This window comes from Methylocystis borbori (assembly GCF_036576025.1).
GTDB lineage: Bacteria > Pseudomonadota > Alphaproteobacteria > Rhizobiales > Beijerinckiaceae > Methylocystis > Methylocystis borbori.
In genome coordinates this window covers 1-20,742 of sequence record NZ_JAZHYN010000044.1, presented here as the reverse complement: position 1 = coordinate 20,742, position 20,742 = coordinate 1, and the positions used below count along the sequence as shown (strand labels likewise).

The window sequence follows — 20,742 nt, the reverse complement described above, 5'->3', positions numbered from 1 at the left end:
TTTCCTCAGAGCGCCTTCAAAAATCGGAGATCCGTAAAAGCGTCGCCATATTGAATGGGCGCTCTTTTCTCCAAACCGCGCTCTTTAAGTCGGATAGGCCAATGATGCGGCGATATTGGGCCAGCAGAACCGGGGCCTTTTCCAAGGCGTTACGGATTCGGGCAAAGATAATATGAACGACGTTCAATTATTATCTTGAACAACGTTCAGTTTGTTGATAAGCCTCTGCCGACTTCATTCGGAAAGGGAGGAGGACCCTGTTCCTTCTCGCGAGGGCCGACGACGTTCCTAAGCTCCGGGCTTTACAGCCAGGGAGGTTTTCGAGCGGCGCCGACCAATTCTCACGAGATGAAAAAATATCGCGCCTCTTTGCAACCGGCCGGACTTTGACCGATCCTTAAGGAAGAATCGAAAACTTTCCGGCCTCGCTTCTCGGATTCGCCATGTCGCAATCGCTTCTCGTCTCGCGCCGCTTCGCGCCCCTCTTTTGGCGCCAGTTCTTCGCGGCCTTCAACGACAATTTCCTCAAAAACGCGCTGGTGCTGCTGATCCTCGCGAAGATCGGCGGCGAGAGCGGCGCGTCGCTCGTCACGCTCGCGGGCGCGATCTTCATCGCGCCCTTCTTTTTTCTCTCGGCGCTCGGGGGCGAGATCGCCGACAAATACGATAAGGCGCTGGTCGCCCGCCGCCTCGCCGTCGCCGACATCTTCGTCGCGGCCCTGTCGGCGACGGGCTTTCTCCTGGCGAGCGTGCCCGCGCTTTTTGGCGCGCTGTTTCTTTTCGGCGTCACCGGCGCGCTGTTCGGCCCGGTCAAATATGGCATCCTGCCCGATCATCTGACGCGCGAAGAGCTTCCGGCGGGCAATGCGCTCGTCGAAAGCGCGACCTTCCTCGCCATTCTCATTGGCACGATCGCCGGCGGCTTCGCCATGCATGCGCAGGGCGCCTGGATTTTCTCCCTGGGGATCATGGCCGTCGGGGCGTTGGCTTACGGCGCCGCCTGGTTCATTCCCCCGACGCGGCGCGCCGACCCCGATCTCAAGATCGATCCCAACGTCCTGCGCTCGACCTATCGCCTGCTCGGCCATTTGCACAGCGACTGGAGCCTCTATCGGCTCGCCGTCGTCACCAGTCTCTTCTGGCTCTTCGGCTCGGTCGCGATGTCGCTGATGCCGCCGCTCGTGACACAGACTCTCCATGGCTCCGATAGCGTCGTCACCATCCATCTCGCCGTCTTCGCCATCGCCATCGGCGCGGGCTCAGGCCTCGCCGCCTTTCTGCTGCACGGCAAGATCGTGCTCCTGCCTTCGGCCCTCGGCGCGGCGCTCGTCGCCTTCGCCGCCGGCGATCTCGGCCTGGCGCTCCTCTTTTCGTCGCCGCTCGAGGCCGGCGCCGCCTTGGCGCCAGGCGCCTATTTCGCGCAGCCTCTCGCCTGGCGCGCCGCCATCGATCTCGGGCTGCTCGCGCTCGCCGGCGGGCTGATGATCGTCCCGTCCTTCGCCGCCATCCAGGCGAAGAGCGCGCCCGAAGAGCGCGCCCGCACCGTCGCCGCCGTCAATGTCCAGAACGCCGCCTTCATGGCGCTTGGCGGCGTCGGCGTCGCTCTCCTGCAGGGCGCGGGCGTCGCCTTCTCGGCGCTGCTGATCGGCCTCGCCGCCGTCGCTTTCGTCGCGGCGATCTGGATCGTCAAGGCGGTCGTCGTCTCGCCCTTTCGGGATTTGCTGTCGATCTTCTTTCGCGCCTTCTATCGTCTTGAGGCGAAAGGGTTGGACAATATCGACAAGGCCGGCCCCAATCCGATCATAGCGCTCAATCATGTGAGCTTTCTCGACGCCGCCGCGATTCTTTCGGTCCTGCCCAAAGAGCCCGTCTTCGCCATCGACCGCGCGATCTCGCAAAAATGGTGGGTGAAGCCTTTCTTGAAATTTACCCGCGCCATTCCGCTCGATCCTTCGAAGCCGCTCGGCACGCGCGCGCTCGTCAATGCGGTGAGGGAGGGAAATCCGCTCGTGATTTTCCCGGAAGGGCGTCTTACCGTCACCGGCAGCCTGATGAAGGTTTATGACGGGGCGGGACTGATCGCGGAGAAAACCGGCGCGATGGTGGTGCCGGTTCGCATCGAAGGCGCCGAGGCGACGATGTTCTCGCGGCTGACGCGCGAGCAGGCGCGCCGTCGGCTCTTTCCGAAATTCACGCTCACCGCGCTCGAACCGGTGCGCCTTACCGTCGACGACGCGCTGAAAGGCAAGGCGCGGCGCATGGCGGCCGGCGCGGCGCTCTATCAGATCATGTCGGATCTCGTTTTCCGCACTACCAATGTCGAGCGCGCCTTGTTCGACGCCGTCGTCGACGCGGCGCATGAGCACGGGATGTCGAGGATCGCGCTCGAAGATCCGGTCACGGGCGCGCTCACCTATCGCAAATTGCTCGTCGGCGCCCGCGCCCTTGGCGAGAAGATCGCGAAGCTCGGCGCGCCTGGCGACGCGATCGGCGTCATGCTGCCCAACGCCAATGGCGCGGGTCTCGCCTTCCTTGCCGTAAGCTCCGCCGGCCGCACGCCGGCGATGATCAATTTCACCGCGGGCGCGGCGAATATTCTGTCGGGCTGCGAAGCGGCGCAGGCCAAGACGATCCTCACCTCGCGCGGCTTTATCGAGAAGGGCAAGCTCGACAAGCTCGCCGCCGCGCTCGAAGAAAAGGTGGCGCTCGTCTATCTCGAAGATTTGCGCGCGAGCCTTTCCTTCGCCGACAGGCTCAAGGCCTTCCGCCGCTTCCGCAAGCCGGTCGTTCCGCGCAAGGCGGACGACATGGCGGCCATTCTCTTCACGTCGGGCTCGGAGGGCGCGCCCAAGGGCGTCGCGCTCTCGCATCGGAATATGCTGGCGAACGCCGCGCAGGCGGCGGCGCGCATCGATTTCGGCCGCGCCGACAAAGTGTTCAACGTGCTGCCAGTTTTCCATTCCTTCGGCCTGACGATCGGCTTCGCCCTGCCGCTCATCTCGGGCGTTCCGGTCTATTTCTATCCGTCGCCCTTGCATTATCGTATCGTGCCAGAGCTCGTTTACGGGACCAACGCCACGATTCTTTTCGGCACGGACACTTTTCTCGCCGGCTATGCGCGCGCCGCGCATGCCTATGACTTCCGGTCGATCCGCTATGTCGTCGCTGGCGCCGAGCCGGTGAAGCAAGCGACGCGCGACATGTGGATGGAGAAATTCGGCATCCGCATTCTCGAAGGCTATGGCGTCACCGAGACGGCGCCTGTCCTCGCGATCAATACGCCGATGTTCAACAAATGCGGCACGGTCGGGCGTCTGATTCCGGGCCTTGAATATAAGCTCGCGCCCGTGCCGGGGGTCGAGGAGGGCGGACGCCTCCTCGTGCGCGGGCCCAATGTGATGATGGGCTATCTGAAGGCCGACAAGCCGGGCGTCTTGCAGCCGCCCGAGGACGGCTGGCACGATACGGGCGACATCGTCGCGATCGACGCGCAAGGCTTCGTGACGATCAAGGGCCGCGCCAAGCGCTTCGCCAAGATCGGCGGCGAGATGGTCTCGCTCGCGGCGATCGAGGAGCTTGCGGCGGCGCTCTGGCCCGATGCGCTGTCGGCGGCGGCAAGCGAGGTCGATCCGCGCAAGGGCGAGAGAATCATATTGGTGACGCAGCAGAAGGACGCGACGCGCGCCGACTTCCAAGCCTACGCCAAATCGAAGGGCGCGTCCGATCTGATGGTCCCCGCGGAAATCATGATCGTGGAGGATGTGCCGCTGCTTGGCTCCGGCAAGCTCGATTTCGCCGGCGTGACGAAAATGGTGCGCGAGCGCGGACGCTATATTCTGCCCAATCCGCGCCTTCCCAACGGCCTGCATGGCCGCATTGACGGCGACGCCGCGCTTTCGGCGTGAGAGGACACTTACGCGGCGGATGCGTGATACGCATCCTGCATGTCGCTGTCCAGCGAACAGAACGACAGAGGAACGCCGTCGTCGCACCCGCCTGTCGGCGCTGCAATCCTCGTCCTTCGAGACGCCGCCATTCGGCGGCTCCTCAGGATGAGGATTGCTTGTCGCGCCTTCAAGAACGTTACTTTGCGTAACCAAAGGCCCCTCATCCTGAGGAGGCCTCGAAGAGGCCGTCTCGAAGGACGAGGGGCCGATGTCGTTAGAACATGTTCGAGACCCAATGAGTCATCAAAGCGCTCTTGTTTCTAAACGACGCATTTTTTATTGCGCGCCAGCGTCCGCTTCAGCGAAAAATGTCACGCCCAAAACGGCTCAAGTTCTTTCAGCCGCTTCTCGCTTTTCTCGGCATGCGCGACGCCTGCGCACGCCGCATGGGCGAACCAACCGCGCGTGAAAGCCGAGGCGCGAAGCGCCGCGCCGCCTTCGGCGTCGATATCGTCGAGCAGACTGTTGGCGACGGCCATGTCATTGAGCGCGCCCATGCCGTCCTGCATGTCTTCGAGCGCGCGCAGATAGGCGCGCGTCGCCTTGCGGTCGGGATAGAGGCTATAAAAAAACTCCGCGCCATAGCGCGCTTTTTTCAGCGCTATGCGCGCCTGATGGCGCGCCTCCGGCGAAAGCGTCGCAAGCCCGCGGCTCTTTTTTAAAAGCCGCTTGCGCAGCCGCGTCAGCGCCTCAGAGGCGAAGTCGCGCGCCGAGCCTGCCGCGCGCATGTTTTCGTCGATCCGCCAGTCGCGCTGCGCGATCGCAAGGCGCAACGCTTCGACGAATTGCGCCGCTTGCGGCGACGCGAGGGTCTTGCGCGCGTCGCGATAGGCCCGTGCGCGGCGCCGTTCGACGGCCGCCAGCAGCGCATCGAAACTTGGATCGCTTCCAAACACCTCGCGCGGGCCTTTCAGCATGTCGCCGAAGACGTCCCAGTTGCGCGCCGCGCCGAGAACATTCGCGAGCGCCTTGGCTTCTTCGCGCGCCGTCTCCAGCGCCGGGCCGTCGAGCGCCGCCCGCATGAGTCCGATCGCGGCGCGCAGCCGCCGGAGGGCGACCCGCATCTGATGTACGCTTTCCGCCGCGTCCGAGGCCGGCATGAGCGCCACATTCGCCGCGAAATGATCGAGCGACGCGGAGAAAATCCGCGCCGCCGCCTCTTCGAGACTGTCGTCTGGCGAAAGCGAAATCTCTTTCGCCTTGGCGAAGGCGGGCGGCGGCGCCTCGCTCGTCACAATGCGCAAAGGCGCGGGCCGCGCCCGAACCGCCGGAGAAATGCCGCCATTTGCCGAACGCTTCATACAGACGCCTTTACGCTATAGACTTCAATGCGCTAGCCCAACATGTCGCGCGCCGGCGCCCGGGGTCAAGGGGGAGCCCGCGTCTGCGGCCATGCGCCGCGCTCTTGATTAAGAAGGCGGCGCTTGCTTTATCGCAGCGCAATATTTCGATTCAAGGAGGAGCCGCTTCATGTCGACATGGCCCGTTCACGGCAAAATCACTGGCCCGATCGTTCTCATCGGCTTTGGGTCCATCGGGCGGGGCATCTTGCCGCTGATCGAGCGTCATTTCGACTTCGACAAGAGCCGCTTCACCGTCATCGATCCCGTGGACACCCATCGCCGCCTGCTGGACGAGCGCGGCATCGCCTTTTTAAAGACGAAGCTTACGCCGGAGAATTATCGCGAGGTTCTCACGCCGCTGCTCACCAAGGGCGAGGGCCAGGGATTTGTCGTCAATCTCTCGGTCGACGTCTCCTCGCTCGCGATCATCAAGCTCGCGCGCGAATTGAAGGCGCTTTACGTCGACACGGTCATCGAGCCCTGGCCCGGATTTTATTTCGACAAGAATATGGGCAATGACGCGCGCACCAATTACGCCTTGCGCGAGACCGTGCTCGAAGAGCGGCGCAACAATCCCGGCGGCTCGACGGCGGTCTCCTGCGTCGGCGCCAATCCCGGCATGGTGTCCTGGTTCGTCAAACAGGCGCTCGTCAATATTGCGCGCGATACGGGCGCGCTGGAGAAGGAGCCGCAGACGCGCGCCGAATGGGGCGCGCTCGCGCAAAAGCTTGGCGTCAAGGGCGTCCATATCGCCGAGCGCGACACGCAGCGCGCGCGCGACCCCAAGCCCCGCAACGTCTTCGTCAACACCTGGTCGGTCGAAGGCTTCGTCTCCGAGGGCATGCAGCCCGCCGAACTGGGCTGGGGCACGCATGAAAAAGCGCTACCCGACATCGGCCGCGCGCATTCTTCGGGCTGCGGCGCGGCGATCTATCTTCTCTCGCCCGGCGCCAATACGCGGGTGCGTTCATGGTGTCCGACGCCGGGGCCGCAATATGGCTTCCTCGTCACCCATAATGAGTCGATCTCGATCGCCGACTATCTCACGCTGCGCGACGATTCCGGAAAGCCGGTCTATCGTCCGACCTGCCACTACGCCTATCATCCCGCCGACGACGCCGTGCTCTCGCTGCATGAAATCTTCGGCGCGTCGGGCAAGATGCAGGACAGCTGGAAGATTCTCGACGAGCATGAGATCGTCGACGGCATCGACGAATTGGGCGTCCTGATCTACGGCCACGCCAAGAACGCCTATTGGTACGGCTCGCAGCTCTCGATCGAGGAGACGCGCGATCTCGCGCCCTATCAGAACGCGACCGGCCTGCAGGTGAGTTCGGCCGCGCTCGCCGGCATGGTCTGGGCGCTGGAGAATCCGCAAGCCGGCATCGTCGAGGCCGACGAGGTGGATTACAAGCGCTGCCTAGAGGTGCAGCTTCCCTATCTTGGGCCGGTGAAGGGCTATTACACGGACTGGACGCCGCTCGATGGGCGGCCCGGCCTCTTCCCGGAAGACATCGACGAGAGCGATCCCTGGCAGTTCAGGAATATTCTCGTGCGCTGAGGGGCGCGCAAAAAAGCGAACGCCGCCATAAAAAAAGCGCCGCACGCAAGAGCGGCGCTTTTTTTGCGCTCTTGCGCGCGCCAAGAATGTTCTATATATGTTCTATATTCGCCTTATGTTCCTCTCTGGCCGGTCGAGCTGGGGGAGAGCGGCGAGTCCCCAAAGGCGTCCGGCGTCGCGCCGGATGAGTTGCGTCGCGTTGCGTTGTCGTCGGGAGGCCGCGTCGAAGTTTCGCGTCAGCGCGGTCTCCCTTGTCCTTTCATAAAAGTTGGAGTCCGCAATGGGCCGCTTGGCTGACGTTTCATCCGAGGCGCTCGGGCGCGAGATTGGCCAGATGAGCCAAGCGCGCGTCGGCGCGCTCATCGACGCCGAGCGTCGGCGCGGACGCGGGGCGCTGTCGAAGCGCAACGGCCGTTTCGAAAAGGAGACGCGCGAGGAGATCGACGACGGCTGGGGCTCCTTGGAGAGCCTCGAGGCGCTGACGACCAATATCCATATCGAAAAGCCGCGCACGATTCTCACGAGGAATGAATCGGCGGATATTTCCTTCGATCGGTCGATCAATCCCTATCGCGGCTGCGAGCATGGCTGCGTCTATTGCTTTGCGCGGCCGAGCCACGCCTATATGGGCTTTTCTCCCGGCCTCGATTTCGAGACCGAGATTTTCGTTAAGGAAGGCGCGGCGCAATTGCTCGAACGCGAATTGTCGGCGCCAAATTATGTCCCCAAAACCATCGCGCTCGGCTCCAATACCGATCCCTATCAGCCGGTCGAGCGGCGCCATCGCGTGACGCGATCGATTCTCGAGGTTCTGGCGCGGGCCAATCATCCGGTCGGGATCGTGACGAAATCGGCGCTCGTTTTACGCGATCTCGATCTCCTCGCGCCAATGGCCGAGAAAGGCCTCGTCAAAGTCGCCATATCGGTCACGACGCTCGATCGCCGGCTGGCGCGGCTCATGGAGCCGCGCGCGGCGACGCCCGATTTGCGGCTCGACACGATCGAAAAGCTCGCCAAGGCAGGGGTGCCCACGACTGTGCTGACGGCGCCGATCATTCCGGCGATCAACGACGACGAGATCGAGAAGATTTTGACCCGCGCCCATGCGGCCGGCGCGCGCGAAGCGGGCTATGTGCTGCTGCGCCTGCCGCTCGAACTGCGCGATCTCTTCAGCGAATGGCTGATGACGCATTTTCCCGATAGGGCGCGCCGCGCGCTCGGCCTCGTGCGCTCGACTCGCGACGGCAAGCTCTATGATTCTGCCTTCGGGCGGCGCATGAAGGGCGACGGCCCCTACGCCTGGATGATCGGGAGACGTTTCGAGGTCGCCGCCGCGCGGCTCGGCTTTTCGCGCAGCAAGCTGCGCACGGACCTCTTCGAGCCCCCGCGCCGCGCGCCGCAGCAGCTCGCGCTTTTTTAAGTCGGCATAAAAATCTTTGGACGAATGGCGCGCCTTTCGTCTTCGCGGTTGCCAAGGCGCTAAGCGACGCGCTTTCATCGCGCCATGCGCCCGCGCGCTTTTCCTTACGCCGCTTTGGCGACGCCCTTTTTCAAAGGACGTCAGCCTTGACGCGCGCCGGTCCCGATTTCGCGATCGAAGCGCGGCTGCGCCGCAAGGGCGTGTGGCCGGTCGCCGGCGTCGACGAAGTAGGGCGCGGTCCGCTCGCGGGTCCCGTCGCGGCGGCTGCGGTGATTCTCGATCCCAAGCGCCCGCCGTCCGGCCTCGACGATTCCAAGGTCTTGACCCAGAAGCAGCGGGAAGAGGCTTTTGAGCGGATCATGGCGAGCGCGCTCGCGGTGAGCGTCGCTTTCGTCACCGCGCAGGAAATCGACCGCATCAATATCCGCCGCGCCTCGCTCGCCGCCATGGCCCGCGCGGTCGCCGGCCTTTCCCAAACGCCCGCCTATCTTCTCGTCGACGGGAACGATCCGCCCCCCGTCGCCTGTCCCTGCCGCGCCATCGTCAAGGGCGACGCCACCGCGCTCTCGATCGCCGCCGCCTCCATCGTCGCTAAAGTCGCGCGCGACGCGATGATGCGCCGCGTCGCCATCCTCTATCCGCATTACGGCTTCGAGACCAATGTCGGCTATGCGGCGCGCAAGCATTTGGAGGCGATCGCGCGGCATGGCGCGAGCCCCGCGCATCGCTTGAGCTTTTCGCCTTTGCGCGAGGTCTGACGGCTTTCGAGCGCGTTCGTCGATCATGGATTCCCGAACGCGCTCTCGTTTTTTGGCGCATTTTCTTAAGCCGAACCGGCGTCCGCTTCGACGGAAAATGCCTCGGCGCCGGCGCCGTCAATCTTTCGCTAACCTTTTTATTTCCTTAAGAAATCCGTTCGAAAAAGAGACGCGCGCGCGCCGCCCCTCTAAACGCCGCCTTTACCTCCTTCGCGCAATATCCCGGACGTTGGTTGTGTTTTTGGTGTCGAGTTCATGCGTAGCGCGCGCGTCGGGGCGGCTGGCCTCAAAGCCCGGATTCAGGTCACGCGTACCGGGCGTTCCGGCCAAGAGCCGCTCCGCGCGACGGCGCGCAACGATATTCTGCGCGGCGACTGCGTCGGGCTGATGCAGACGCTGGCGTCTTCCAGCGTCGATCTCGTCTTCGCCGATCCGCCCTATAATCTCCAGCTCGCCAACGCCCTCACGCGCCCCGATCAGAGTCTCGTCGACGCCGTCGACGACGATTGGGACAAATTCGCCGATTTCGGCGCCTATGACGCCTTCACGCGCGACTGGCTCGGGGAAGCACGCCGGCTGATGAAGCCTACGGCGACGATTTTCGTCATCGGCTCCTATCACAATATTTTTCGCGTCGGCGCGATCATGCAGGATCTCGGCTTCTGGATCCTCAACGACATCGTCTGGCGCAAGAACAATCCGATGCCAAATTTTCGCGGCCGGCGCTTCACCAACGCCCATGAGACGATGATTTGGGCGGCGCGCGACGCAGACTCGAAAAATTACACCTTCAATTACGAGGCGCTGAAGGCGGCGAATGAAGATTGCCAGATGCGCTCCGACTGGCTCCTGCCGCTCTGCACCGGCGGCGAGCGCCTGAAAGACGGCGCGGGGCGCAAGACGCATCCGACGCAAAAGCCCGAGGCGCTGCTCGGGCGCGTCATTCTCTCCGCTTCGAAGCCGGGCGATCTGGTGTTCGATCCTTTCTTCGGCACGGGAACGACCGGCGCCGTCGCCAAACGTCTCGGCCGCGATTGGCTGGGCCTCGAACGCGACGAAGACTATGCGGCCGCGGCCCAAGCGCGCATCGCCGCGGTCGAGCCGCTGCCGTATGACGTGATCGCCGCCGCGCCCTCGAAACGCTCGGAGCCGCGCATCGCTTTCGCGAGCCTCGTCGAGGCGGGGCTGATTCAGCCGGGCGCCGCGCTCACCGACGCCAAGAGGCGCCATGTCGCGCTGGTGCGCGCCGACGGCGCGCTGTCGCTTTCAGGCTTCGTCGGCTCGATCCACAAGACCGGCGCGCTGGCGCAGGGTCTGCCCGCCTGCAACGGCTGGACCTTCTGGCATTATGAAGAAAAGGGCGCGCTCGCGCCCATCGACGATTTGCGGGTCGAGGCGCGCGCGCGGCTCCGCGTCGCGGCGGAGTGAAAAGACCCTCTCCCACGCAAGTCGAGCCTGCTCGACTTGCGATTAACAATGCTGAAGTCGGCAACAGCCGACTTCAGACCGGAGAGGGTCGAACCTCAAGCGAGGAAGCCCGCGTAAAAGCCGACGAGCAGCACGATTCCGATGAAGGCGCGATAGAAGACGAAAGGCCAGGCCGAAAAGCGTTCGAGAATGCGCAGCAGGCCCCAGATCGCGACAAAGGCGGAGATCGAGGCGACGAACAGCCCCAGCGTCAGCACCGCCCAGCCATGAAAATCGAGCTGCGCCTTATGCAGCTCCCATAATTCCTTCAGCCCCGCGAGAGCGATCGCCGGCAGGCCGAGCAGGAAGGAAAAGCGCGCCGCCTCCTCGCGCTTCAGATCGAGGAACAAAGCGGCGGTCAGCGTCGAACCCGAGCGCGAGACGCCGGGAATGAGCGCCCCGACCTGGGCAAACCCGACGAGCATCGCGTCCTTCAGACTCACATGCTCCAGCGTGCGCGTGTGATTGCAGTAAAGTTCGGCGATGGCGAGCAGCGCCGCCATGACGATGCAGGAAATGCCGATCACCGGCAGCGTGCGCAGCGGCGAGCCGCAAGTATTGAGCGTATGCGACAGGGCGAGGCCGGCGATTCCGATCGGCACGGTCGCGAGGCCGATCCAGATGACGAAGCGAAGCGTCCAGTCGTTGAAGTCGCGCCGCACAACGGCGCGCAGCGAGCCTTCCGCCAGCGCGCGAATGTCGCTCCAGAAATAGCTCACCACCGCGGCGAGCGCGGCAAGCTGCATGGCGGCGGAAAAGGCCGAGCCGGGGTCCTTCCAGCCGAGCAGCGCCGGCACGATGCGCATATGCGCCGTCGAGGAGATGGGCAGTAGCTCGGTGATTCCCTGCACCACGCCAAGAGCGGCGACCTTCATATAGCCGAGATCAACGAAACCCGTGTCGAGACCATTGGTGCAAGCCGTCGCCATGTCTTTCCCTGTTCGCAAAAGCGCGCGAGACGCATCTTAGCGCCGTTATGGTTAATGGAGAGGAAACGGTCGTCGGTTAGCGCCCCGTTGGCGGGAAGGTTCGGCGGACACAGACGTCACCTAATCGGATGATGTGAATCATAGGGTTAGTCCCTATGATTTCTGTCGCGAGCTAGGCCGAGCAGCGTTCATAAAGCAATGTTTGGAGCGCAACAATGACGAAACTTAGATCATTTGGATTGATGGGAATTTTGATCTTGTCGGCGGCGCCGAATTCCGCCTTTGCGCTCTGCGCGACGCCGCCGACGCTCAACGGGACATTTCGCGGAAATGACGGCGGGACCTATTACATTAGACAGGTCGGCTCGAATGTCTGGTGGTTTGGACGCAGCGCCGATCAGCCGCCGACATTCGCGAATGTGTTTAAGGGCGTGCGGAACGGAAACACAATCACCGGCGACTGGGCCGATGTGCCGCTGGGGCGTACGCGCGGCGCCGGAACGATGACGCTCAACGTCGTGAATAACGCCGATCTGCGGCGCACGGCCGTCACCGGCGGCTTCGGCGGGTCGAGATTTTTCATCCCTTGCGAGGATGTCATCCTCAATCCGCAGTAATCGTCACTGCAACAGCTTCAGCGCCTTTTGCAGCGTCATCCACACGCCCCAGGCGAGCGGCGCGCCAACCGCCGTCCAGGCGAGGAGAAGAAGCAGCCACGCGCCGCGCGCCGGCTGCGCGGCGGGCGGATCGGCGACGACCGTCGCGGCGTCGGAGGTTTCGCTTGCTTCCTCAACGAAATCCTCGAAGTCGGCGTGGGTTTCGTCTTCCTCTTTCTCGACCTCGGCGACGGAAATCTTCTTTTGCGCCGCGACCTCCTCGTCGCTCATGTAATATTTCTCGGCGACCGGACGCACCAGGAGATCGCAGACGAGGCCCGCGAGCAGGAGGCCCGCCAGCACATACATGGTTTGGTTATAGGCCGCTTCGCGCGCGACGCCGTGCGCGAGTTGATATTCGCGGATGTAATTGACGAGCACGGGTCCGAGCACGCCCGCCGTCGACCAGGCGGTGAGCAGCCTGCCATGAATGGCGCCGACATGATGGGTGCCGAAAATATCGGCGAGATAGGCGGGAATGGTCGCGAAGCCCCCGCCATACATGGTGATGATGACGGCGAAGACGAGGACAAAGACGACGACCGCGCCGCTTTGCGCCGCGAAGGGGACGCTCGCATAGAGCAGAAAGCCCAGCACGAAGAAGATGGCGTAAGTGGCCTTGCGCCCGAATCTGTCGGAGGCCGACGCCCAGCCGATGCGGCCGCCGATGTTGCACAGGCTCAAGAGGCCGGTGAAGCCCGCCGCGATCGCCGCGATCTGCTTCTTTTGCTCGCCGCTCAGCGCATCGAAGCCGATGTCGAGGCCGATGAGGCGTCCGCCGAAAACCTCCTGCAGCATCGGCGAGGCCATGCCGAGCACGCCGATGCCGGCCGAGACATTGAGGCAGAGAACCCCCCAGAGCAGCCAGAATTGCGGCGTCTTCCACGCCGTGTCGAGATGGACGTGGCGATGCGTCACCATGGCGTTCGCGGCGGATAATGGCGGCGTGTAGCCGGCCGGCGCCCAGCCCTCGCGCGGCACGCGATAGCCGAGCGCGCCCGCCACCATGAAGACGAAATAGATCGCGGCGAGCGTCACGAAGGTTTGCCAGACGCCGGGCGACGCAGGCGTCGCGTAAAAGCCCATCAGCCGGTCGGCGAGCGGCGCGCCGATCATCGCGCCGCCGCCAAAGCCCATGATGGCGAGGCCCGTCGCCATGCCGCGCCGGTCGGGAAACCATTTGATCAGCGTCGAGACCGGCGAGATATAGCCGAGGCCGAGGCCAACGCCGCCGATGACGCCGGAGCCGATCCACAGCAAGGCGATCTGGTGCAGATAGACGCCGAGCGCCGAGATGAGCAGGCCGCCGCACCAGCAGAAGGCGGCGGCGAGGCCGGCCTTGCGCGGTCCCGCCGTCTCCAGCCAATGGCCGAAAACCGCCGCCGAGGAGCCGAGCAGGACGAAGAAGAGCGTGAAGGTCCACCCCAGCCAGCTGATCTTCCAGTCGCAGTCGGTCGCGACGAGCGTCGCGAAGAAGCCGAGCGTCTCCGGGCATTCCTTGGGTTGCGCGCCGCCAATGATCCGCGACAGCGGCAGCCAGAAGACGGAAAAGCCATAGGCCATGCCGATGCAGAGATGAATCGCCAGCGCCGCTGGCGGCACGAGCCAGCGGTTGAAAGCGGGGGATGCGACGGTTCGTTCGCGGCTGAAGAAATCCGGGCGGGCGATGGCGTCGGCGGACATGAACGCTCCTGCGCAATATTGCGGCGCAATATTGCGCAAGCCAAAGGCGCGGCACAAGCCCGGGCTGCCCCCAAGCAATCCTCATCCTGAGGAGCCGCCAAAGGCGGCGTCTCGAAGGACGAGGATTGCGCTGCCGGGAGTTCGTGATTTCTGGAGACGGTCCCTCGTCCTTCGAGACGCGCGCTCCGCACGCTCCTCAGGATGAGGGACCTTTCATTGGCGCCTTACACCGCGGCCTTCTCGATGATATGGGCGAGGTCGGTCATGATGGCGTTGAGGTCGTAATTCTTCGGCGTATAGACCGCCGCGACGCCCGCGTCGCGCAACAGTTTTTCGTCCGCCGGCGGAATAATGCCGCCGACGACGAGCGGCGCTTCGACGCCCTCCTGCTTCATCAGCTTGATGACCTCATGCGCGAGCGTCACATGGGAGCCGGAGAGAATGGAGAGGCCGATGCAATGCGCGCCCTCCTTCTTCGCCGTATCGACGAGTTCGGCCGGCGTCGAGCGAATGCCGGCGTAGATCACGTCGAAGCCGGCGTCGCGCGCGCGCACGGCGATTTGTTCGGCCCCATTCGAATGGCCGTCGAGGCCGGGCTTGCCGACGAGGAATTTCGCCCGCTTGCCGAGCTTTTGCGAGACGCGCGCGACTTCTTCGCGCACGGCGTCGAGCTGGCCGCCGACCTGGCGGGCCGTCGAAGAGACGCCCGTCGGCGCGCGATACTCGCCGAACACCCCGCGTAAAACATTGCCCCATTCGCCGGTGGTGACGCCCGCTTTCGCCGCCGCGATCGACGGCTCGACCATGTTGCGGCCTTCCTTGGCGGCGCGCGCCAGCTCGTCGATGGCGGCTTGCGCGGCCTTCTGGTCGCGGCCCTCGCGCCAGGCTTTGAGCCGCGCGATCTGCTCGGCCTCGACATGTTCGGGCACGATCATGATCTGGTCGCCGCTGGAGGTCAGCGGCGAAGGCTCGCCCTCGGTGAATTTATTCACGCCGACGACGATCTGCTCGCCGGCCTCGATCGCCTCGAGGCGCGCGGTGTTGGCTTCGACGAGCTTGCCCTTCATATAGCCGATCTCGACCGCCGCGGCCGCGCCGCCGAGGTCTTCGATCTTCTTCAATTCGGCCGTCGCCTCCGCCTTGAGTTCGGCGACCTTGCGGGCGATTTCGGGATTGCCGTCGAAAATATCGCCATATTCCAAGAGGTCGGTCTCATAGGCCATGATCTGCTGCATGCGCAGCGACCATTGCTGGTCGAAGGGACGCGGGAGGCCAAGCGCCTCGTTCCAGGCCGGCAGCTGCACGGCGCGGGCGCGGGCGTTCTTGGAGAGAACGACGGCCAGCATTTCGATCAAGATGCGATAGACGTTGTTCTCGGGCTGCGGTTCGGTGAGGCCCAGGGAATTGACCTGCACGCCGTAGCGGAAGCGCCGGAGCTTTTCGTCCTTTATCCCGTAGCGCTCGCGCGTGATCTCCTCCCAAAGCTCGGCGAAGGCGCGCATTTTGCAAAGTTCGGTGACGAAGCGCATGCCGGCGTTGACGAAGAAGGAGATGCGGCCGACGACCTGAGCGAAGTCCGCGTCGGAGATTTCGCCCGACTTCTTCACATTGTCGAGAATGGCGACGGCGGTCGCCAGCGCATAGGCGAGCTCCTGCGAAGGCGTCGCGCCCGCTTCCTGCAGATGGTAAGAGCAGACGTTGATTGGATTGAACTTCGGACATTCCTTCGTCGTGAAGAGAATGAGGTCCTGCGTCAGGCGCAGCGATTGCGCCGGCGGAAAGACGTAGGAGCCGCGCGAGAGATATTCCTTGATGATGTCGTTTTGCGTCGTGCCCTGGAGCTTGGCGCGCGGCGCGCCTTGCTCTTCCGCGGCGGCGATGTAGAGCGCCATCAGCCACACAGCGGTGGCGTTGATGGTCATCGACGTGTTCATCTCGGCGAGCGGAATGCCCTTAAAGAGCGCGCGCATGTCGCCAAGATGCGACACCGGCACGCCGACCTTGCCGACCTCGCCGCGCGAAAGGATGTGGTCGCTGTCATAGCCCGTTTGGGTCGGCAGGTCGAAGGCGATGGAGAGACCCGTCTGGCCCTTGGCGAGATTGGCGCGATAGAGCTTGTTGGACTCGCTGGCCGTCGAATGGCCGGCATAGGTGCGAAACATCCAGGGCTTGTCGCGGCGGGGCGGGGTCATGTCTTTCACTTTGTCGGTTTCTCCGCCCGTTGCGATAGCACATGACCCTGTTTTGACAAGATGAGGCGGCCGGCTGGCTATATGAGGGTCTCGACGCCCGCCGCCTTCGCCGCCTGCGCCAGCACGGCGTCGAGGGTGGCCAGCGGCAAGCGGCGGCGCTGCGCGAGTTCAAGATAGGCGGCGTCGTAAACGGTGAGCTTGTAAAGCCCGGCAAGCCTTATTGTTGTTGTCCACGCCTGTTCGTCGCTCTCTTCGTCCACAACAATCGAGATTTTCTCGAACCGGTCAAATGCGATTTTCGGGAAGCCGAGCGTCACCCGTCCCCGCCGCTCGGCGAGCGCCAGAACATTGGCGACTTCATATCGCCACAAGCTCGGAACGACGATGCCTTCGTCGATGACCCTATCGAATGTCTTAAGAATCTGAGGCGTGATCTCCTCGTCGAAGCAATAGGCAAGCGCGACGGAACTATCGAGGACCAGACTCACGGGCGCCCTTCGTCGATCAAATCCTTGATCTTGAGACCGTCGAGCCTGTTGCCTTTCGATAGTTCGCGGAGCTCTTCCATGGCCTTGCGGGCGCTTTGGATGTCTCGCTCGCTGCGGATCGGCGCGAGCCGCGCGACAGGCTTGCCGCGGCGCGTGATGACGATCTCCTCGCCCTTCTCGACCCGGTCGAGCAGGCTGCCGAGCGTGTTCTTCGCCTCGAAGGCCCCGATCTCCATGCCTTGCTCCACCTACTAGCTTAACCAGCTTATAATAGGCGTCGCCGCACGGCGCGGCAATGCGCCGGGGCGGGGCGGTTCGCGATAAAGGGCCATCGGCGCCGGTAACTTAGGGCTATTCGCGCCGCGCCGCCGCGTCTATAAGCTCCCGCCAATTCCCTAGCCCAGCAGGGCGGCAAGGCGAGGAGCCCAAAGTTGACCGAGAAGAAAGACCTCTATGAAATGGGCGAAATTCCCCCGCTCGGGCATGTTCCCAAGAACATGTACGCCTGGACGATCCGCAAGGAGCGCCATGGGCCGCCCGAGCAGGCGATGCAGCTCGAGGTCTTGCCGACCTGGGAGCTCGACAGCCATGACGTGCTCGTGCTCGTGATGGCGGCGGGCGTCAATTACAATGGCGTCTGGGCCGCGCTGGGCCAGCCTATTTCCGTGCTCGACGCGCATAAGCAGCCCTATCATATCGCCGGCTCCGACGCTTCGGGCGTCGTCTGGGCGGTCGGCTCCAAGGTCAAGCGCTGGAAGGTCGGCGACGAGGTTGTCGTTCACTGCAACCAGGACGATGGGGACGATGAGGAGTGCAACGGCGGCGACCCGATGTTCTCGCCCTCGCAGCGCATCTGGGGCTATGAGACGCCGGACGGCTCCTTCGCCCAATTCTGCCGCGTGCAGGATCGCCAGCTCATGGAGCGGCCCAAGCACCTGACCTGGGAAGAGGCGGCCTGCTACACGCTGACGCTGGCCACCGCCTATCGCATGCTGTTCGGTCATGCGCCGCATCAGCTTAAGCCCGGCGACAATGTGCTGGTGTGGGGAGCCTCGGGCGGGCTCGGCGTCTTCGGCGTGCAGCTCTGCGCCGCCGCCGGCGCCAACGCGATCGGCGTCATCTCGGACGAAAGCAAGCGCGATTACGTGCTCTCGCTCGGCGCCAAGGGCGTCATCAATCGCAAGGACTTCAACTGCTGGGGGCAATTGCCCAAGGTCAACACGGCCGAATTCAACGAATGGACCAAGAACGCCCGCGCCTTCGGCAAGGCGATCTGGGACATCACCGGCAAGAAGGATGTGGACATCGTCTTCGAGCATCCCGGCGAAGCGACCTTCCCCGTCTCCTGTCTTGTCGTGAAGCGCGGCGGCATGGTGGTGTTCTGCGCGGGCACGACCGGCTTTAATCTCACCTTCGACGCCCGCTATGTGTGGATGCGCCAGAAGCGCATTCAGGGTTCGCATTTCGCGCATTTGAAACAGGCCTCGGCCGCCAACCGCTTCGTGCTCGATCGCCGCGTCGATCCCTGCATGTCGGAAGTTTTCACCTGGGAGAAGATTCCCCTAGCCCATACCAAAATGTGGAAGAACGAACATGCGCCCGGCAATATGGCGGTGCTCGTCATGTCGCCGGAGCCCGGCCTGCGCACCGTCGAGGACGTGACGGAAGCCTATGCGGCGAAATAGGCGCTTCGCGTTTTGAGAACATGCATGGCGGCGCGTCGGGACACCGGCGCGCCGTTTTGCTTGACGGGCGCCGCGCGAAGAGGCAGGCTTGAGCAAGAGATCATACTTGACGCCGACGCGAGGCCACGCGCGGCGACGTCGAGCCGTAGAGCGGATACGGCCATGCTCGAAGCGCGCAATCTCACAAAGCGTTACGACGGCGCTAATGCGCCGGCGCTCGACCATTTAAATTTGACGGTGGCGGGGGGCGAAGTCTTTTGCCTCCTCGGCCCCAACGGCGCCGGCAAGACGACGACCGTCAATCTCTTCCTCAATTTCGTCGAGCCGACCGAGGGCCAGGCGCTCGTCTGCGGAATCGGCGCGGCGCAGGACCCTACCGGCGCGCGCGCCAAGCTCGCCTATATCCCCGAGACGGTGATGCTCTATGGCGCGCTCACTGGTCTCGAGAATCTCCAATATTTCACCGAAGTCTCCGGGGCCGAGGCGCCGCGCGAGACGCTGCTCTCCTTGCTCGCCGCCGCCGGCCTTCCCGAGGACGCGGCCCATCGTCCCGTGAAGGATTATTCCAAAGGCATGCGCCAGAAGGTCGGCGTCGCCATCGCCCTCGCGCGCCGCGCGCAGGCCTTGGTGCTGGACGAGCCCACCTCCGGCCTCGATCCGCTTGCAGCCAATGAATTTGCCGCGCTCATCGAGCGGCTGCGCAAGGACGGCATGGCTGTGCTGATGGTCACGCACGACCTCTTCCTCGCCAAGCAATGCGGCACGCGGATCGGCATCATGGCGCAGGGCCGTCTCGCCTCGGTCTTTGGCGCCGATGACGTCGATCATCTGGGGCTGGAGCGCGCCTATCTCGATCTTTTCGCGAGGGCGGCGTGAGCGATCTCGTCCTCGCCCCGCTCGCCCGGACGGCGCCCACGAAAAGCCATTGGCGTATCGTGCGCGTCATTGCCGCCAAGGAATGGCTGGAGTTTTCGCGCGACCGGCGTCTCGTCGCGCTTTGCGCGCTCATCGTGGCTTTGATGCTTGGCGCGCTCGCCTTCGGCTATGTCGAAAACGCTCGGCTTCTGCGCGAGCGCGACGCCGCGGCGGTCGCCGATCGAAATCTCTGGACCGGGCAGGGCGCCAAAAATCCGCACGCCGCAGCGCATTTCGGCCAATACGCCTTCAAGCCTTTGAGCCCGCTCGCGCTCGCCGATCCCGGCGTCGACGCCTATGTCGGCTCGACCGTGTGGCTTGAGGCGCATAAGCAGAACGAAACCCAATTCAAACAGGCGCGCGACGGCGGCGTCGGCGCGCGGCTCGGCTCGCTGTCGCTCGCCTTCATCCTGCAGACGATCGCGCCGCTCGTCGTCATCTTGATCGGTTTCGCGAGCTTCTCGGGCGAGCGCGAAAGCGGCGCGCTGAAGCAATTATTGAGCGTCGGCGCGCGTCCGCGCGACATTCTCGCCGGCAAGGCGCTGGCGCTCATCGGCGCGATTTTCGCGCTGCTCGCGCCGGCCTTCCTTGGCGCGGCGCTCGCCCTGTTCTTCTTCGTCGATCGGGAGCGCTTCTCGCTCGCCGATCAGTTCATGCGTCTTGGCGCGCTTGGCGCCGGCTATGCGCTTTATCTTTCGGGCTTCGCCTTTCTGACGCTCGGCGTTTCGGCGCTGGCGAAAAATTCGCGGGCGGCGCTGGTGACGCTGCTGGCCTTTTGGCTCGCCAATTCTTTCCTGGCGCCGCGCCTTGCGACCGACGCCGCCCGCGCTTTCGCGCCGACGCCGACATGGCAGGAGTTTCGCGCCGGCGTTGTCGAGGACAAGGCCAAGACCTTCGGACATGATGAACGCCATCCGGGTTTCATCGCCTTCCGCGACGAGACGCTGAAGAAATACGGCGTCTCCCGGATCGAGGATCTGCCGGTCAATTTCCGCGGCCTCGCGCTGCGCAAGGACGACGAGGCCGGCTATGCGATATTCGACCGGCATTTCGGCGCCTTGCAATCGGCCTTCGACCGTCAGGACGCGCTGCGCGCCGCGCCGGGCTTCCTGTTCCCGCTGCTGGCGATGCGGCCGCTCTCCATGGCCTTCGCCGGCGTCGACAGCCGCAGCCAGTTCGATTTCGCCGCCGCCGCCGAAGCGCATCGGCGCGACATTCAGAACGAAGTGAGCGACAACATCATTCATTTCGCCCACGACAATAATTATGTCGCGGGACCGGAGCTATGGCGAAAGATCGCCGCATTCTCCTATCATGCGCCCGGCGCTCTTTTCGCCCTCGCGCATAGCGCCGCGCCGGCCGCCGCGCTTCTCCTATGGTTTGCGATCTCTTGCGGCTTCGCGCTCTTTGCGGCGCGGCGCCTGCGGCCGGCGTGAGGCGCGCGATGGGCGTTTCGGCTTTCCTCACGGGTCTGCGTTTCGAGGCGCGCATGATGCGGCGCGAGCGCGCCGTCTGGTTCGCGCTTCTCGCGCTCATGGCTCTCGCGCTTTTCGCGCTCGGCGCCGGGGCGGCGCGCGTCACGGCGCAGCAGGCGGCGATCGCTTCCGCCCGCGCCGACGAGACGCAGCGCCTCGCCAATCTTCAAAAGACGCTGGCGCAATTGCAGGCGGGCGACGCGCAGGGAAAGCCCGCGCCCGA

General features: G+C 64.1%; 15 protein-coding genes and 1 pseudogene. 10 read left to right on the top strand and 6 right to left on the bottom strand.

What is annotated here, in order from left to right; translation table 11 throughout:
- Positions 1–443: 443 nt before the first annotated feature.
- Positions 444–3,905 (top strand): acyl-[ACP]--phospholipid O-acyltransferase, encoded by a 3,462-nt coding sequence (locus V3H18_RS13215; RefSeq protein ID WP_332082536.1) that lies wholly within the window; start codon positions 444–446, stop codon positions 3,903–3,905.
- 353 nt (positions 3,906–4,258) lie between these two features.
- On the opposite strand, the gene V3H18_RS13210 is transcribed toward V3H18_RS13215, so the two are convergent.
- A complete protein-coding gene (locus V3H18_RS13210; protein ID WP_332082535.1) occupies positions 4,259–5,248 on the bottom strand; it encodes a CHAD domain-containing protein in 990 nt (329 codons plus the stop codon).
- Between the two features lie 169 nt (positions 5,249–5,417).
- On the opposite strand from V3H18_RS13210, the gene V3H18_RS13205 reads away from it, so the two are divergent.
- The 4 genes from V3H18_RS13205 to V3H18_RS13190 all read left to right on the top strand — a co-directional run bounded on the left by V3H18_RS13205 (position 5,418) and on the right by V3H18_RS13190 (position 10,457).
- Entirely contained in the window at positions 5,418–6,851 is a 1,434-nt protein-coding gene (locus V3H18_RS13205; protein ID WP_332082534.1) for a homospermidine synthase, read from the top strand.
- Between the two features lie 280 nt (positions 6,852–7,131).
- On the top strand, positions 7,132–8,271 hold the full coding sequence (locus tag V3H18_RS13200) for a PA0069 family radical SAM protein (protein ID WP_408631788.1): 1,140 nt from the start codon (positions 7,132–7,134) through the stop codon (positions 8,269–8,271).
- Between the two features lie 146 nt (positions 8,272–8,417).
- Positions 8,418–9,029, top strand: coding sequence for a ribonuclease HII (locus tag V3H18_RS13195; protein ID WP_332082533.1), 612 nt, complete (start codon positions 8,418–8,420; stop codon positions 9,027–9,029).
- A 255-nt stretch (positions 9,030–9,284) separates the two neighbouring features.
- Entirely contained in the window at positions 9,285–10,457 is a 1,173-nt protein-coding gene (locus tag V3H18_RS13190) for a site-specific DNA-methyltransferase (RefSeq protein WP_332082532.1), read from the top strand.
- A 95-nt stretch (positions 10,458–10,552) separates the two neighbouring features.
- Here V3H18_RS13190 and uppP read toward each other — a convergent pair whose 3' ends face one another.
- Positions 10,553–11,425, bottom strand: a complete 873-nt coding sequence (gene uppP / locus V3H18_RS13185; RefSeq protein WP_332082531.1) for an undecaprenyl-diphosphatase UppP — start codon at positions 11,423–11,425, stop codon at positions 10,553–10,555.
- A gap of 215 nt (positions 11,426–11,640) precedes the next feature.
- Between uppP and V3H18_RS13180 the strand changes: the two genes are divergently transcribed.
- Positions 11,641–12,042, top strand: a complete 402-nt coding sequence (locus tag V3H18_RS13180) for a hypothetical protein (RefSeq protein ID WP_332082530.1) — start codon at positions 11,641–11,643, stop codon at positions 12,040–12,042.
- A 3-nt stretch (positions 12,043–12,045) separates the two neighbouring features.
- Here the strand turns inward: V3H18_RS13180 and V3H18_RS13175 are convergent, their stop codons facing one another.
- The 4 genes from V3H18_RS13175 to V3H18_RS13160 all read right to left on the bottom strand — a co-directional run bounded on the left by V3H18_RS13175 (position 12,046) and on the right by V3H18_RS13160 (position 16,680).
- Positions 12,046–13,764 carry an OFA family MFS transporter gene (locus V3H18_RS13175; protein ID WP_332082529.1) on the bottom strand — a complete coding sequence of 573 codons (1,719 nt, stop codon included), beginning with the start codon at positions 13,762–13,764 and terminating at the stop codon, positions 12,046–12,048.
- A gap of 224 nt (positions 13,765–13,988) precedes the next feature.
- On the bottom strand, positions 13,989–15,956 hold the full coding sequence (locus V3H18_RS13170) for a protein meaA (RefSeq protein WP_332082546.1): 1,968 nt from the start codon (positions 15,954–15,956) through the stop codon (positions 13,989–13,991).
- Positions 15,957–16,033: 77 nt separating this feature from the next.
- On the bottom strand, positions 16,034–16,444 hold the full coding sequence (locus tag V3H18_RS13165; protein ID WP_332082528.1) for a type II toxin-antitoxin system VapC family toxin: 411 nt from the start codon (positions 16,442–16,444) through the stop codon (positions 16,034–16,036).
- Positions 16,441–16,680, bottom strand: a complete 240-nt coding sequence (locus tag V3H18_RS13160) for a type II toxin-antitoxin system Phd/YefM family antitoxin (protein WP_332082527.1) — start codon at positions 16,678–16,680, stop codon at positions 16,441–16,443. Before V3H18_RS13160 ends, V3H18_RS13165 begins: the two co-directional genes overlap by 4 nt.
- A 222-nt stretch (positions 16,681–16,902) precedes the next feature.
- On the opposite strand from V3H18_RS13160, the gene ccrA reads away from it, so the two are divergent.
- The 4 genes and pseudogenes from ccrA to V3H18_RS13140 form a co-directional block, all read left to right on the top strand.
- Positions 16,903–18,129, top strand: a complete 1,227-nt coding sequence (gene ccrA, locus V3H18_RS13155; RefSeq protein ID WP_332082545.1) for a crotonyl-CoA carboxylase/reductase — start codon at positions 16,903–16,905, stop codon at positions 18,127–18,129.
- Positions 18,130–18,291: 162 nt separating this feature from the next.
- Positions 18,292–19,005 (top strand): ABC transporter ATP-binding protein, encoded by a 714-nt coding sequence (locus V3H18_RS13150; protein ID WP_332082526.1) that lies wholly within the window; start codon positions 18,292–18,294, stop codon positions 19,003–19,005.
- On the top strand, positions 19,002–20,480 hold the full coding sequence (locus tag V3H18_RS13145) for an ABC transporter permease (RefSeq protein ID WP_332082525.1): 1,479 nt from the start codon (positions 19,002–19,004) through the stop codon (positions 20,478–20,480). Before V3H18_RS13150 ends, V3H18_RS13145 begins: the two co-directional genes overlap by 4 nt.
- A gap of 8 nt (positions 20,481–20,488) precedes the next feature.
- A pseudogene (locus V3H18_RS13140) lies at positions 20,489–20,742 on the top strand (DUF3526 domain-containing protein); the annotation flags it as partial.